The sequence below is a fragment of the Dichotomicrobium thermohalophilum genome (genome assembly GCF_003550175.1).
Taxonomy (GTDB): Bacteria; Pseudomonadota; Alphaproteobacteria; order Rhizobiales; family Rhodomicrobiaceae; genus Dichotomicrobium; species Dichotomicrobium thermohalophilum.
In genome coordinates this window covers 651,224-664,137 of the sequence record NZ_QXDF01000001.1, presented here as the reverse complement: position 1 = coordinate 664,137, position 12,914 = coordinate 651,224, and the positions used below count along the sequence as shown (strand labels likewise).

The following is a 12,914-nucleotide window of genomic DNA, read 5'->3' as shown; positions in this document are numbered from 1 at the left end:
CATGCCAGCGGATCTCCATCGGCCAGGCGTGCAGCAGCCGCAAGGCGGGCGTAGCTGGCAGCTGCTGGCGTTTATCGTTCTCGCGCTGGCGATGGCGGGCAGCCTGCCGACACTGCTGCGCATCTATCAGGTCATCGAGACGGGCGTTACATGGGAACAGGTTCCGTTCGCGCTGCATCAGCGGGCGCTATGGGAGCGCAACCGGATGTGCGCTGCCGGCCCCGGCGAGCAGGTCGCCTTCCCGGCCGAAGCCACGCCCGCTGATCTCGACCAGCCGCTCGGGCAGCCGCGCCGGGTCGCGGCCTTCACCGGCATGGCACTCCGGTTACAGGCCTGCTGGAATGGCGATGTGCTCGTGCGCACCGTGCAGGCGGATGGGCTGGGCCGCGCCGTCTGGATCGCAGCAGAAGGCTTCGAACTGCAGGACACCGCCTGGCTCACAGAGCAGGCGCTCGCGCAGGCGGATATCGCGTCTCAACCGGCTGCGCCGGACCAGACCTTCGATGTCATCTGTCAGGAATGGGACGGCGGAAGCATCGACAGCGGCCGCGTGATCCGCGTCATCGCCGTCGAGGGCGCGCGCACGCGGGAGATCATCAACATTCTGACCGGAGAAGTCGTCAGCGCGGACACCGTCTCACCCGATGTCGGCTGCAAGCCCGATGACGACGCGTGAGGGCTAGGGGCACTCGCTCGGACTCAGGAAGCGCCGCTTGACGAAGCCGTAGGATGTCCGGTCACCGTCATAATAGGCGATCTGGCACCAGCGCTCGGGCATGGGCCGGCTCAGCGGAAGACAGCGTCCCTCCTGGGCGATGATCCCATGCCCTTCGGGTGGGATGCGCGCGACGATCGGCGCGCTGGCCGAGGTCAGGGCGCGGATGTTCAGCACGTCCCAGTCCGGCACGTTCACGACCTGAAAACAGCCCGGTCCGCTAGTCGCCCAAGCGGGCGCTACCGCTGTCAAAGCGGCCGCAAAAATCGCTCCAGCGACAAATTTCGGTTTCGCGGACATCCCTTTCTCCCCTGCGATATTTGTCGAAAGCATGAAAGGGGATTACGCCTGAACCGGCAATGAACGGCTGCTCAGGCGTGCACGAACGGCTCCAGACCGGACAGGCGCAGCTCCGGCTTGGCCCTGGGGACCTCGCGCGGCGGATACGGCGCAACCGCCTCGGCGATGGCGCGAAGATGCTCCGGGGTCGTCCCGCAGCAGCCGCCGACAATGTTCAGGAAGCCTTCTTTCGCCCACTCTTCCAGCTTGCCGGCCATCTCCTCCGGGCTTTCGTCGTATTCGCCCATCTCGTTCGGCAGGCCCGCGTTCGGGTGCACGCTCAACAGTGTATCCGCGACGGCCGACAACTCGGCAACCACCGGGCGCAACTGATCCGCACCGAATGAGCAGTTCAGCCCAATTGCGAACGGCTTCAGGTGACGCATGGAATACCAGAACGCCTCGACTGTCTGGCCGGAGAGGTTGCGCCCGGACAGGTCCGTGATCGTGTCCGACACCATCAGCGGCAGTGAGAAGCCCACCTCGTCATAGACCTGAAGAATGGCAAAGCCTGCCGCCTTCGCGTTGAGCGTGTCGAACACCGTCTCGATCATCATGATGTCGACACCGCCCTCGATCAGCCCGCGGGCCTGGTCAGCGTAGGCTTCGACAAGCTCATCGAAGGTCACGTTCCGGTAGCCGGGGTTATTGACGTCCGGCGAGATCGATGCGGTGCGGTTGGTCGGCCCGAGCGACCCGGCGACGAAGCGCGGCCGGTCCGGCGTCCGGGCGGTCCAGTCGTCGGCGGCCTCACGGGCGACCTGCGCCGCGGCGACGTTCATCTCCCGCGCATAATCCTGCAGGTCGTAATCCTCCTGAGAGATCGCGTTGGCGTTGAAGGTGTTGGTCGTCGCGATGTCCGCGCCTGCCTCGAAGTAGTCCGCGTGGATCTGGCGGATCAGATCGGGCCGGGTGATCGCCAGAATGTCGCTGTCGCCCTTCAGATCGCGGTGATGATCCCTGAACCGGTCGCCGCGGAAGTCCTCTTCCTGCGGCTTGTGGTACTGGATCATCGTGCCCATCGCCCCGTCGAGAATGACGATTCGTTCTTCGGTCGCGCGCTTCAGCGCAGCGATACGGTCTTCGCGGTTCATCTATTGCCTCCTAAGCGGCGTTGGTGCGCGGCTCGGCCGGGCGTTCCGGCGTCTGGGGTTTCAGGCCGATCGAATGGCAAATGGCAGCCGTCAGCCCCGCGCGGTTCAGCGTGTAGAAGTGGAACTCGTTGATGCCGGCTTCCAGCAGCTCGGTAATTTGCTCAACCGCAACACCGGCGGCGACCAGCCGGGCCGTCTCGGGGTCGTCCTCCAGCCCGTCAAAACGCTTGGCGAGCCAGTCCGGAATACGCGCGCCGCAACTGCCCGCGAAACGCGCGACCTGCTTGAAATTGTGGATCGGCATGATCCCGGCCGTTATCGGGATGTCAATACCACGCGCCCGCACGCGATCCAGATAGCGGAAGAAGTCGGCGTTATCGAAGAAGAACTGCGTGATCGCGCGATCCGCGCCGGCATCCACCTTCGATGCAAGCATGTCCAGGTCGGCCTGAACGGACGGCGATTCCGGGTGCTTTTCCGGATAAGCCGCAACCGACACCTCGAACGGCCCGATGTTCTTGATGCCCCGGACCAGATCGACGGAGCTCTCGTATCCGCCCGGATGCGGTTCGTAGACCTCGCCAATGCCTTCAGGCGGGTCACCGCGCAGCGCCACGATGTGGCGCACGCCGATATCCTTGTGGGCGTGAACCACCTCGTCGATCTCCTCCCTCGTCGCGCAAACGCAAGTGAGGTGCGCGGCGGGCTCCAGCGCCGTTTCACGCAACACCCGCTCGACCGTGGTGTGAGTGTTGTTTCGTGTCGTGCCACCCGCACCGTATGTGACCGACACGAAACGCGGCGCGAACACCTCAAGCCGCCGGATTGTCTCCCACAGCGTACGCTCCATTTGCGCGTTCTTCGGCGGGAAGAATTCGAAGGAGACCTTGACGTCCGGCCCATCGGCCGCGCCGTCGGGTCTGTTATTCGCGTAATTCAACAGTCATCTCCTCGGAGGTTTGAGATGTGACAGGCGCAGCGGTTTCGGCTTGCGCCGGAGCGGCGAATTTCACGCCACCCCATAGACAAACGGTCAGGCATTCGCCGCTGGCGGCCTGATCCGCGGCCAGCTGGCGGTCATCCGCAAGGACGAGGCCGGCATCCTCCAGCCATTTCGCCATTTGCTCGCTGCTGAAACCCAGCCGACGATGGGCAAAGGTCTCGCGTAGTTCTTCAAGATCGTGCGACGCAAAATCCACGATCAGCAGCCGCCCGCCGGGCCGCAGCAGGCGCGCGGCCTCGTCGATCGCCGGCGCCGGATCGTCAAGAAAGTGCAGCACCTGGTGCAGCACCACTGCGTCTGCGCTCGCCTCGGGCAGCGGCACGTTGAACAGATCGCCCTGGCGAAGCTGGACATGCGACAGGCCCAGCCGGTCCATCCGCGTGCGGGCATAGGCCAGCATCTGACGATTCATGTCGATGCCAACGGCGCTTTTCGCCTGCGGCGCAAACACTTCCAGCACATGGCCGGTGCCCGTGCCCAGATCAACCAGCAGGTCGAGCCGCTCCGGCCCCATGATCTCGCGCATGGCACCCGTGACGACCGCCTCGGGCACGTGCAGCGCCCGAATACGGTCCCATTCCGCGGCGTTGTCGCGGAAATACGCTTGCGCTGCGGCGTCACGCTCCGCGCGGATCGCCTCGGCGCGTTGACGGTCGCGGGCCAGCAGTTCGTCGTCAACGTCGAGCGCATCGGCGATGATCCCGCGGATCACCTGTCCGGCGTGATCATCGCGCACGCGGAAGAACACCCAGCTGCCTTCCTGGTAACGCTCTACGAGCCCGGCCGCCGCCAACAGCTTCAGATGCCGGCTCACGCGCGGCTGGCTCTGCCCGAGGATGCGCGTTAGATCCTTGACGTTGAACTCGCCCCCCGAAAGCAGCGCGAGGATTCTCAATCGGGTCGTTTCGCCAGCGGCCTTGAGGATGGCGACGAGATCATGTGTCGAAAGCGTGCTGTTCATGCTATGCAACCGATCGAAGCTCACCGCGCGACGCGCGCGGCCTCAGAAAGATATAAACATATCTTTATGCACTTGGCGAGAGGCATGAGCCGATGCAAGCCAAAATGTGCCGAGACGACGAGCCGAGGGAGCAATGAGCGCGACACCCGATGATCTTTTTGCCAAGCTCGCGGAGCTGGGTATTGAAACGAAAACGCATCAGCATCCGCCGCTGCACACGGTCGAGGAATCGCGGGCCCTGCGCGGCGAAATCCCCGGCGCGCACACCAAGAACCTGTTTCTGAAGGACAAGAAGGGCGTGCTGTGGCTTATCACGGCGCTGGAGGATACGCCCATCGATCTCAAGACGCTGCACCGCCAGCTCGGCTCAGGCCGCCTCAGCTTTGGCAAGCCGGATTTGATGCGCGAGATACTTGGCGTCGAACCCGGGTCCGTCACGCCCTTCACGCTCATCAACGATTCGGCGCGCGTGGTGAACTTCGTGCTCGACGAAGCGCTCCTGGCGCACGAGACGCTGAATTTTCATCCGCTGGTCAACACCGCGACGACCAGCATCGCGCGGGACGACTTTCTGAAATTCGTTACCGCCTGCGGGCATGAACCTTTGCGCCTTCGCCTGGACGATGCGACCGCGAGCGGGCTTGAAACGGGGGCATCCGGCTGAGATATTCCAGTCAAGCAAAACTATTTGACCCCAGCCTGCGCCTTGCGCGCACTCGGACGGACAGGATTAAATCGCAATGTCATTCATCATCTCTGGCGCGGACAATCAGAACAACGCTGGCGGCGATCTGATCAAGGAGACAACCACCCAGACTTTCGTCGCGGACGTGATCGAGGCATCCAAGGAGGTGCCCGTCCTGGTCGACTTCTGGGCGCCCTGGTGCGGCCCTTGCAAGCAGCTTACGCCCCGGCTGGAACAGGCGGTGACAAACGCCGGCGGTAAGGTCAAGCTGGTCAAAATGAACATCGACCAGTATCCGGAGGTAGCCGGCCAGCTCGGCATCCAGTCGATTCCGGCGGTGTTCGCCTTCAAGGACGGTCGGCCCGTGGATGGCTTCATGGGCGCGGTCGGCGAAGGCGAGTTGCGACAGTTCATCGACAGGATCACGGCCGGTGAGGGAGGCGGCGTCGAGCAGCAGTTGGAGGCGGCGGAAACCGCGCTGGCTCAGGACAATGTGAACGAGGCGGCGAACCTGTTCGCCGAAGTGCTGCAGAGCGACAAGGAGAATGTGAACGCGCTGGCCGGGCTGGCAAAGTGCTACATCAAGAGCGGCGATCTCGACCGCGCCGAGCAGATGCTCGGGATGGTCCCGGCCGGCCAGCAGATGGACAGTGCCGTGACCAGCGCCAAGGCGATGCTCGATCTGGCACGCAAGAGCGAAGAGGCCGCCGACACCTCAGAACTTGAGCAGAAGGTGGCGGACGATCCGGCGGACCTGCAGGCGCGCTTCGATCTGGCGCTGGCGCTGCAAGCCAAGGGCAAGCGCGAGGCGGCGATGGAGCAGCTTCTCGAGATCGTGAAGCGTGACCGCGAATGGAACGAAGGCGCTGCGCGTCAGCAGCTCGTGGAGTTCTTTGATGCCTGGGGCGCGAATGATCCGCTGACCGTGAAGGGCCGCCAGCGACTCTCGGGCATTCTTTTCTCATGACACCGGGCGGTGGCGCAGGAGCGCCGGTGCCTTTATTCGGGGAGCCACACCAATAAGCGTGACAGACCAATACCGCCGGCCGGCAGACCTGCCCCAGCAGCTGCCCGTCTTTCCGCTGCAGGGCTGCATCATGCTGCCGCGCTCGACGCTGCCGCTGAACGTGTTCGAGCCGCGCTATCTGCAGATGGTCGCCGACATCCTTGCCGGCCCGCGCATACTCGGGATCGTGCAGCCGGAGCGGACGGATGCCGGGCAATCGCCGCCGGGCAAGAACGCTCCACTGCGCCGCGTGGGCTGCGCCGGGCGGCTTACGGCCTACACCGAGACAGACGAGGGCACGATCATCCTCTCACTGAGCGGGATCGCACGCTTCCAGATCGTCCGCGAAGTGGAGACCGGCAAGCCGTATCGCATATGCGAGGTGAACTACGCGCCCTTCGTCACCGACTTCGCCCGTGGCCACGGGCAGGAACAGGTCAACTTGACGCGCTTCATGCGCGTGCTGCGCTCCTATCTCGACACGCATAACCTCAGGGCAGACTGGGAGGCGCTCAACCGGTCGCCGGTCGAGTTGCTCATCAACACATTGGCAATGATCAGTCCCTATGGCCCGGAGGAGAAACAGGCGCTCCTGGAAGCGCCGGATCTGCGCACTCGGTCCGAGGTCCTGATGGCGCTGGCGGAGATGGATATGGCCTCGCCGGAAGGCGGCTCCGGCACAACGCTGCAATAAGTCCACGTGGGAGGGAGGCGATGAGCGAAGCGGACAGGGATCAGACATCCAACCAGACGGCGGGAGAGGTCGATCCGAAGCTCCTGGAAATCCTCGTCTGCCCTTTGACCAAGCAGCCGCTTGAATACGACCGCCAGGCGCAGGAACTCATCAGTCGCTCGGCGAAGCTCGCTTTTCCGATCCGCGACGGTATTCCGGTGCTGCTCGTTGACGAGGCGCGCCAGCTCGAAGACTGACCCGTCCCCGCACCGCGCGAAATCTCTCCGATCGCATCAAGGTGCGCCGCCGGTCATCAAGGATTTACCTTGACGGCCACACGGCAAATTTCGCTGGAACACGACCGGCCAAGAGTTCGTTTGCCGTGGTATGAGTACCTGCGTACCCACATCTGGGAGATCAATCATCTATCGTGCTCTGGCCGCCCTGAGGGTGCTAGCCTTCGTGACCGCCGCCCTCGCCGGGGGGGTCGCACTGGGCGCTGCAACCAGCGCGTCCGCATATGCGAGGACACTGCAGGGTGAGCGCGCTCCCGACGTGATTGACGTTCAGTATCGCAGCTACCTGGAAGGCCGTGACTTTCGCAGCTACCAGCAGGAGCGTGGGTTCGGCCGGCGTCAATTCGAGACGCCAGACCGCGGGGCGGAGCGCGGAGACGGCCCGAGCGCCGACCCGGACCGCCCCTCTCGGCTACAGCGGCGCTTCTATGGCTCAAGCGACAGCCGGTGCGCAGGCTGGAGCCGCCGCTGTGACCAACGCTGGGGTAGCGGCAATCCCGATTACTACGGCTGCATGCGCTACCACGGCTGTCGCTGATGAACGAAGGCGGGCCCTGGCCGGCCTCTACCGCGCTTCGGTACGTGCCTCCCTTCCCCAAAAAGATAAGGAACCTTTGCGTAACGTGAATCGTTTTGCCGCCCATGGGTAGGCACCGCGTCTACCCGGCAATGTTCCCGAATTGGGGAGGACTGGTTTTGAAACTCAACAGTGTCATGGCCGCCGCGGCCCTCGTCCTCGCCGCGGTATTCTACGGTTCGGGCAGCGCATCGGCCGCCGCCGTATCGCCCGTTCATGCCACGCTCGGCCAGCAAATCAATACGATCGCGGCCAAGGCCGTCATCGACGTGCAGGAGCGTCGGCGCGGTCGTCGCGATCGCAGCGAACGCCGGGAAGGCCGTCGCGATCGGGGTGAGAGACGCCGCCGTGCACGTCGCGAGCGCGGTGAACGACGCCGGAGCGCGCGCCGAGATCGGCGGGCATACCGTCGATATCGTCGCCATCGCAGGCGTGATCGCGGTCCCCGGTTCCGGCTCTACATTGATCCGCGACTCTTCGTTCAGCCGCGGTACTATGGCCGCCGCTATGGCGGACGCTGCGCCTACTGGCACCGCCGCTGTGTGCGCAACTGGGGCTACGGCAACGCCAACTACTACGGCTGCATGCGCTACCACGGTTGTCGGTGAGAGACGAGCCACCGGGCGGACCAATCTCCGCCCGGTCTTCGCGCTTCATGCGCGAGCTGTCGGGAATTCCGTGCGCCTGCTCAGTCCTGCCTGTCTAATATCCTGACTTCGTGTTAATCTCTCCGAAGAGGAAGGAAAAACAGCGTCCCCAGCCGGGCGCGGTATGGTTGATGCGAGCACCTGCAGCGCGCATGCGCCGCAGGTAGGTGAAAGCGTCTTTTGGGAAGGACGGAAACTCATGACGCGGATTTCACTCATAGTGGCCCTGGGCGTGATGATTGGCTTCGCCGGGCCCGGGTCGACGGATGCCAGGGCCGCATCGGCCATGTCTTCGCCGGCGCTTGCGCTTGGTCAGCAAATCGCCGGCGTGCAGCAGTCGAATATCGTGAATGCGGATGTTAACTTCCGCCTTTACATCGGACCGCGCTATCGCCGCTACCGGCATTATCGACGCTACCGCCGATACCATCGTCCCGGCTTCCGGCTGTATATCGGGCCTCGCTACAGGCACTATCGTCGGTACCGTCGCTACCGTGGACGTAGCTGTCGCCACTGGCATCGGCGCTGCGTGCGCAACTGGGGGTACGGTAACTCCAACTACTACGGCTGCATGCGCTACCACGGCTGCCGCTGATAAACGGGGGCGGGCCCAGGCCCGCCTCAGATGCGCTCGCCACGCATCAGACGGGGCAGTTCGCCCGTGGTGCCGGCCGCCTCGGCCACAAACAGGCGTTTGAGCGGGGCGAGCCGGTCGACCATGCCCAGCCCAAGCGTACGCACCATCCGCAGGGTCCGGTTGTCGTTGGCAAACAGCCTGTTCAGCGCATCCATCCCGGCCGCTGACATGCTCGAGTCGAAACGGCGCCAACGCTCGTAACGGCGCAGCACGTTCACTTGGCCGATATCCTCCCCGATCCGACGGGCCTCAACCAGCACTTCCGTCAGCGCCGCGACGTCGCGCAGGCCGTGATTCAACCCCTGGCCCGCAAGCCAGTGCAGGCCATGTGCCGCATCCCCGATTAGCGCCACGCCGGGCTTCACGAAATCCCGCGCCATGCTGAGCGAAAGCGGGAAGGTCTGCAGCGGCGAGATGACCCGCACCTCGCCCAATTCACCGCCAAAACGACGCGTGATCTCGGCGTTCAAACGGCCCTCATCCAGCGCGAGCATCCTCTCGGCATCCTTCGGGGCTTCCGTCCAGACCAGCGAGCAGCGCCGCCCCGTCATCGGCAGCATGGCAAACGGGCCGGCCGGGAGGAAATGCTGCACGGCGCGCCCCCAATGCGGATGTTCATGTTCCACGGTGGTGACGATGCCGACTTGCGGATAATCCCAGGTGATCGCCTTGATCCCCGCCATGCGGCGCAGCCGCGATCGCCGGCCATCCGCGGCGACGACGAGCCGTGCCGTGCTCTCCCGGCCGCTGCCCAGCCGCACGGCGACGCCCGATCCGCGCGTCTCGATGCCCTCAATGCTCTCAGGCGCGATGAGCGTTGCGCCGCTGTCCTCGACGGCCGTGGCCAGCGCACGCATCAGAACCGCGTTCTCGACGACATGGGCGGCCGGGCCGTCGGCGGTATCCACCGTGTCGAACTGCAGGACCGGCAGGCGCACGGGTGAATCCAGCGGCGTGTCGGTGATCTCGATGCGATTCACTGGCTGCGCGTCCTCGGCGACGTCCGCCCAGACGCCCAGCGTCTCGAGCATCCGGCGCGAGGCAGCGGAGATCGTCATCGCCCGGCCATCGTTATTGGGCGCGTGCAGCCGCTCGGGCGGCGCGGGATCGACCACGGCGACGCGGAACAGCCCCGGCGCGGCCACGCTGAGCGCGCGCGCCAAGGTCAGGCCGATGAACCCGCCGCCGCCTATGACGATGTCATAATCATGCGCCATGTTATTCCCCTTCGCGCCCCGCGCATGCGACTTGACAGATGAGAAGTCCGGACCTCACATGGACGCATGCCCGCCGACCACAAGGTATCCTGATGGTTGAGAACCCCGGAACGCTGTTCGACATCTTCGATCTGGAAACGTTGGAACTCAACCTGTTTCGTGGCCGCAGCCCAAAGGACGGCTGGCAGCGCGTGTTCGGCGGTCAGGTCATCGGCCAGGCGCTGGTGGCGGCCACGCGCACGGTGGAGGGCGACGACCGCGCGGCGCATTCACTGCACGGCTATTTCCTGCTGCCCGGCGATCCGCACACGCCGATCATCTACGAAGTGGACCGCATCCGCGACGGCAAGAGCTTCACCACGCGGCAGGTCACGGCACTGCAGCACGGGCAGGCGATCTTCTCGATGGGCGTGTCCTTCCACCGCGAAGAGCCGGGCTTTTCCCATCAGATCGAGGCGCCCGACGTCCCTGCGCCCGAGACGCTCCCCTCCGAAGCCGAGCTGGTTGAGGAACTGCTGCCGAAGCTGCCCGAGCCGATCCAGCGCTATTGGCGGCGCGAACGCCCGGTGGAGATGCGCCCGGTCGATGTGCGCAAATACATCTCCGCCGAACCGCGCGAGGCCAAGCGCAGCATCTGGGTGCGCTCCAACCTCAGCCTGCCGGACGACATCGGCCTGCACAAATGCGTGCTTGCCTATGCCTCGGACTTCTTCCTCCTCGACACGTCACTGGCACCGCATGGGCGCAACCTGTTCGACCCGCGCATGATGATGGCGAGCCTCGATCATTCGCTGTGGTTTCACCGGCCGTTTCGCGCCGATGAATGGCTGCTCTACGTGATGGACAGCCCTTCGGCCTCCGGCGCCCGCGGTTTCTGCCGTGGCTCGATCTTCCGGCGCGACGGGACGCTGATCGCCTCGGTTGCCCAGGAAGGCCTCATCCGCGAGCGCGACCCCGCCCGCCGTTAATCTTCTCTTCAACTTTCTGCCTCCCTTTTAAGCAAACAGCCTGTTCTGCCTATTTTCTAGGCAGATTCCCTGCCTCATCCGCGCGCAATCGTCTCCGACACCGCTTTGTGCAGCACGGCAGAAGTTTTGGCACGCCTTTTGAATCCCTCGTGATGTGCCGTCGGGGCAAGCGCGGCAAATGCGCTTGAGGGGCGGCCCCTTGCCACGACAAGAGCGGCAACAAAGAGAGCGATCGAAGGAGATCACGCATGAAACTGGTGACGGCTGTCATCAAGCCTTTCAAGCTCGACGAGGTGCGTCAGGCGCTCACCTCGCTGGGCGTGGAAGGTTTGACCGCCACGGAAGTCAAGGGATACGGGCGCCAGATGGGGCACACCGAAATCTACCGTGGCGCCGAATACGAGGTGACCTTCCTCCCGAAAATCAAGATCGAGGTCGCGGTCGACGACGATACAGCGGACAAGGTCGTCGACGCGATCCAGTCAGCGTCCAAGACCGGCCAGATCGGCGACGGCAAGATTTTCGTCATGCCGATCGACCAGTCCGTCCGCATTCGGACGGGCGAAACCGGCTCGGAAGCCCTTTAAGAGTTGAGGTGCAACGATGAATGACATGAAGAAATTGCTCACGCTGGGCGGCGCATCGGCGCTTGGCGCATTGCTGGTTGCGAGCCCGGCCCTGGCACAGGAAGCCGAAGCGGCGTCGACCGCCGTTGGGGCTGACGGCCAGTTCATTCTCAACACGCTGCTGTTCCTGATCGGCGGCTTCCTCGTCATGTGGATGGCCGCGGGCTTCGCCATGCTCGAGGCCGGCCTGGTGCGCAGCAAGAATGTCACCATGCAGTGCACCAAGAACATCGCGCTGTATTCCGTCGCGGGCCTGATGTTCTGGGTCGTCGGCTACAACCTGATGTACCTCAATGTCGATGGCGGTTATCTCGGCTCCTTCTCGCCGAAACTGATCCCGGAGCCCTCCGCGGAGACAGCCGACGCCGGATATGCCGCCGCTTCGGACTGGTTCTTCCAGATGGTGTTCTGCGCGACCGCTGCCTCTATCGTTTCGGGCACGGTGGCCGAGCGCATCAAGATCTGGCCGTTCATCATCTTCGTCGTCATCCTGACTGGCTTCATCTATCCGATCCAGGGTGCCTGGCAGTGGGGCGGCGGCTGGCTGGCGGAAATCGGCTTCTCCGACTTCGCCGGCTCCACGCTGGTGCACTCGGTCGGCGGCTGGGCCGCGCTGATGGGCGCAATCATCATCGGCGCGCGTAAGGGCAAGTACGGCCCCAATGGCCAGATCCATCCGATGCCGGGTTCCAATCTGCCGCTGGCCACGCTGGGCACGTTCATCCTGTGGCTGGGCTGGTTCGGCTTCAACGGCGGCTCGCAGCTCGCCATGGGCACGATCGCCGATGCCTCTGCCGTGTCGAAGATCTTCGTGAACACGAACCTGGCCGCCGCGGCCGGTGCCGTTGCCGCGCTGATCCTCACGCAGATCATGTATGGCAAGGTCGACCTGACCATGGCGCTGAACGGCGCGCTGGCCGGCCTCGTGTCAATCACGGCGGAGCCGCTGACGCCGTCTCCGGTGATGGCGATCCTGATCGGGGCGATCGGCGGCGTGATCGTGGTGTTCTTCGTGCCGCTGCTCGACAAACTGAAGATTGACGACGTGGTTGGCGCGATCCCGGTCCACCTGGTCGCGGGCATCTGGGGCACGATGGCGGTCCCGATCACCAACGGTGACGCAACCTTCTACGCTCAGGCCGTTGGCGTTCTGTCCATCGGCGCGTTCGTCGTGGTCGTAAGTTCGATTGTCTGGCTGATCCTGAAGTTCTCGGTCGGCCTGCGCCCAAGCGAGGAAGCCGAATACAACGGGCTCGACGCGACCGAGCTGGGGCTCGAAGCCTACCCCGAGTTCGGCACGGGCAGCCAGCGGATGTAAGCATTCGCGCCGGGGGTGCGCCGGGAAACCGCCTGGCGCACGCCGGTTCGTCCCTGTGGGCAGGCAAGGCACGCTTCTCCCGATCCTGCCGACATGCTCACCCTGCCCACGCTCCTGACTGCCCGGGACTTCGTGTCCCGGGCTTTTTTGTG

The 12,914-nt window shown here is 64.4% G+C and carries 16 protein-coding genes; 11 read left to right on the top strand and 5 right to left on the bottom strand.

Translation table 11 applies throughout. The features are described 5' to 3' along the window. Position 1 precedes the first annotated feature (1 nt). Complete coding sequence (locus BXY53_RS03075; protein WP_119060452.1) at positions 2–676, top strand: hypothetical protein; 675 nt, start codon at positions 2–4, stop codon at positions 674–676. 3 nt (positions 677–679) lie between these two features. Here the strand turns inward: BXY53_RS03075 and BXY53_RS03070 are convergent, their stop codons facing one another. The 4 genes from BXY53_RS03070 to BXY53_RS03055 form a co-directional block, all read right to left on the bottom strand. Continuing rightward, entirely contained in the window at positions 680–907 is a 228-nt protein-coding gene (locus BXY53_RS03070; protein ID WP_147361485.1) for an SH3 domain-containing protein, read from the bottom strand. Positions 908–1,086: 179 nt separating this feature from the next. Further along, the gene (locus tag BXY53_RS03065) at positions 1,087–2,148 is read right to left on the bottom strand and encodes a homocysteine S-methyltransferase family protein (protein WP_119060450.1); all 1,062 of its coding nucleotides are present in this window, start codon (positions 2,146–2,148) and stop codon (positions 1,087–1,089) included. Positions 2,149–2,158: 10 nt separating this feature from the next. Further along, complete coding sequence (gene metF / locus BXY53_RS03060; RefSeq protein WP_245410337.1) at positions 2,159–3,088, bottom strand: methylenetetrahydrofolate reductase [NAD(P)H]; 930 nt, start codon at positions 3,086–3,088, stop codon at positions 2,159–2,161. Then, positions 3,072–4,112 carry an ArsR/SmtB family transcription factor gene (locus BXY53_RS03055; RefSeq protein ID WP_119060449.1) on the bottom strand — a complete coding sequence of 347 codons (1,041 nt, stop codon included), beginning with the start codon at positions 4,110–4,112 and terminating at the stop codon, positions 3,072–3,074. The genes metF and BXY53_RS03055 overlap by 17 nt, the downstream gene beginning before the upstream one ends. Positions 4,113–4,245: 133 nt before the next feature. On the opposite strand from BXY53_RS03055, the gene BXY53_RS03050 reads away from it, so the two are divergent. The 7 genes from BXY53_RS03050 to BXY53_RS13955 all read left to right on the top strand — a co-directional run bounded on the left by BXY53_RS03050 (position 4,246) and on the right by BXY53_RS13955 (position 8,591). Next, positions 4,246–4,776, top strand: a complete 531-nt coding sequence (locus BXY53_RS03050) for a prolyl-tRNA synthetase associated domain-containing protein (RefSeq protein ID WP_119060448.1) — start codon at positions 4,246–4,248, stop codon at positions 4,774–4,776. Positions 4,777–4,852: 76 nt separating this feature from the next. Beyond that, positions 4,853–5,764, top strand: coding sequence for a thioredoxin (gene trxA, locus BXY53_RS03045; protein WP_119060447.1), 912 nt, complete (start codon positions 4,853–4,855; stop codon positions 5,762–5,764). A gap of 58 nt (positions 5,765–5,822) precedes the next feature. Next, positions 5,823–6,497 carry an LON peptidase substrate-binding domain-containing protein gene (locus BXY53_RS03040; RefSeq protein ID WP_342634957.1) on the top strand — a complete coding sequence of 225 codons (675 nt, stop codon included), beginning with the start codon at positions 5,823–5,825 and terminating at the stop codon, positions 6,495–6,497. 20 nt (positions 6,498–6,517) lie between these two features. Next, positions 6,518–6,733 carry a Trm112 family protein gene (locus BXY53_RS03035; protein ID WP_119060445.1) on the top strand — a complete coding sequence of 72 codons (216 nt, stop codon included), beginning with the start codon at positions 6,518–6,520 and terminating at the stop codon, positions 6,731–6,733. 298 nt (positions 6,734–7,031) lie between these two features. Next, on the top strand, positions 7,032–7,310 hold the full coding sequence (locus BXY53_RS13960) for a hypothetical protein (RefSeq protein ID WP_147361484.1): 279 nt from the start codon (positions 7,032–7,034) through the stop codon (positions 7,308–7,310). 158 nt (positions 7,311–7,468) lie between these two features. Further along, positions 7,469–7,957 (top strand): hypothetical protein, encoded by a 489-nt coding sequence (locus BXY53_RS03030; RefSeq protein ID WP_147361483.1) that lies wholly within the window; start codon positions 7,469–7,471, stop codon positions 7,955–7,957. A gap of 238 nt (positions 7,958–8,195) precedes the next feature. Next, positions 8,196–8,591 (top strand): hypothetical protein, encoded by a 396-nt coding sequence (locus BXY53_RS13955; RefSeq protein WP_147361482.1) that lies wholly within the window; start codon positions 8,196–8,198, stop codon positions 8,589–8,591. Positions 8,592–8,617: 26 nt separating this feature from the next. On the opposite strand, the gene BXY53_RS03025 is transcribed toward BXY53_RS13955, so the two are convergent. Beyond that, entirely contained in the window at positions 8,618–9,850 is a 1,233-nt protein-coding gene (locus tag BXY53_RS03025) for an FAD-dependent monooxygenase (protein WP_119060443.1), read from the bottom strand. A gap of 92 nt (positions 9,851–9,942) precedes the next feature. Between BXY53_RS03025 and tesB the strand changes: the two genes are divergently transcribed. From tesB to BXY53_RS03010, 3 genes are all read left to right on the top strand, one after another. Then, positions 9,943–10,818 (top strand): acyl-CoA thioesterase II, encoded by an 876-nt coding sequence (gene tesB, locus BXY53_RS03020; protein ID WP_119060442.1) that lies wholly within the window; start codon positions 9,943–9,945, stop codon positions 10,816–10,818. A gap of 248 nt (positions 10,819–11,066) precedes the next feature. Then, positions 11,067–11,405: a P-II family nitrogen regulator gene (locus BXY53_RS03015; protein ID WP_119060441.1), complete on the top strand. Its 339-nt coding sequence runs from the start codon at positions 11,067–11,069 to the stop codon at positions 11,403–11,405. 25 nt (positions 11,406–11,430) lie between these two features. Continuing rightward, entirely contained in the window at positions 11,431–12,762 is a 1,332-nt protein-coding gene (locus BXY53_RS03010) for an ammonium transporter (RefSeq protein ID WP_119061732.1), read from the top strand. Positions 12,763–12,914: the final 152 nt, after the last annotated feature.

What these genes read in the sequence shown, in the direction of transcription:
- BXY53_RS03015 (WP_119060441.1), top strand. Translation starts at nt 11,067, where the DNA reads ATGAAACTGGTGACGGCTGTCATCAAGCCTTTCAAGCTCGACGAGGTG.
- BXY53_RS03035 (WP_119060445.1), top strand. Translation starts at nt 6,518, where the DNA reads ATGAGCGAAGCGGACAGGGATCAGACATCCAACCAGACGGCGGGAGAG.
- trxA (WP_119060447.1), top strand. Translation starts at nt 4,853, where the DNA reads ATGTCATTCATCATCTCTGGCGCGGACAATCAGAACAACGCTGGCGGC.
- BXY53_RS03025 (WP_119060443.1), bottom strand. Translation starts at nt 9,850, where the DNA reads ATGGCGCATGATTATGACATCGTCATAGGCGGCGGCGGGTTCATCGGC.
- BXY53_RS03065 (WP_119060450.1), bottom strand. Translation starts at nt 2,148, where the DNA reads ATGAACCGCGAAGACCGTATCGCTGCGCTGAAGCGCGCGACCGAAGAA.
- tesB (WP_119060442.1), top strand. Translation starts at nt 9,943, where the DNA reads ATGGTTGAGAACCCCGGAACGCTGTTCGACATCTTCGATCTGGAAACG.
- BXY53_RS03055 (WP_119060449.1), bottom strand. Translation starts at nt 4,112, where the DNA reads ATGAACAGCACGCTTTCGACACATGATCTCGTCGCCATCCTCAAGGCC.
- BXY53_RS03075 (WP_119060452.1), top strand. Translation starts at nt 2, where the DNA reads ATGCCAGCGGATCTCCATCGGCCAGGCGTGCAGCAGCCGCAAGGCGGG.
- BXY53_RS03010 (WP_119061732.1), top strand. Translation starts at nt 11,431, where the DNA reads ATGAAGAAATTGCTCACGCTGGGCGGCGCATCGGCGCTTGGCGCATTG.
- BXY53_RS13955 (WP_147361482.1), top strand. Translation starts at nt 8,196, where the DNA reads ATGACGCGGATTTCACTCATAGTGGCCCTGGGCGTGATGATTGGCTTC.
- BXY53_RS03050 (WP_119060448.1), top strand. Translation starts at nt 4,246, where the DNA reads ATGAGCGCGACACCCGATGATCTTTTTGCCAAGCTCGCGGAGCTGGGT.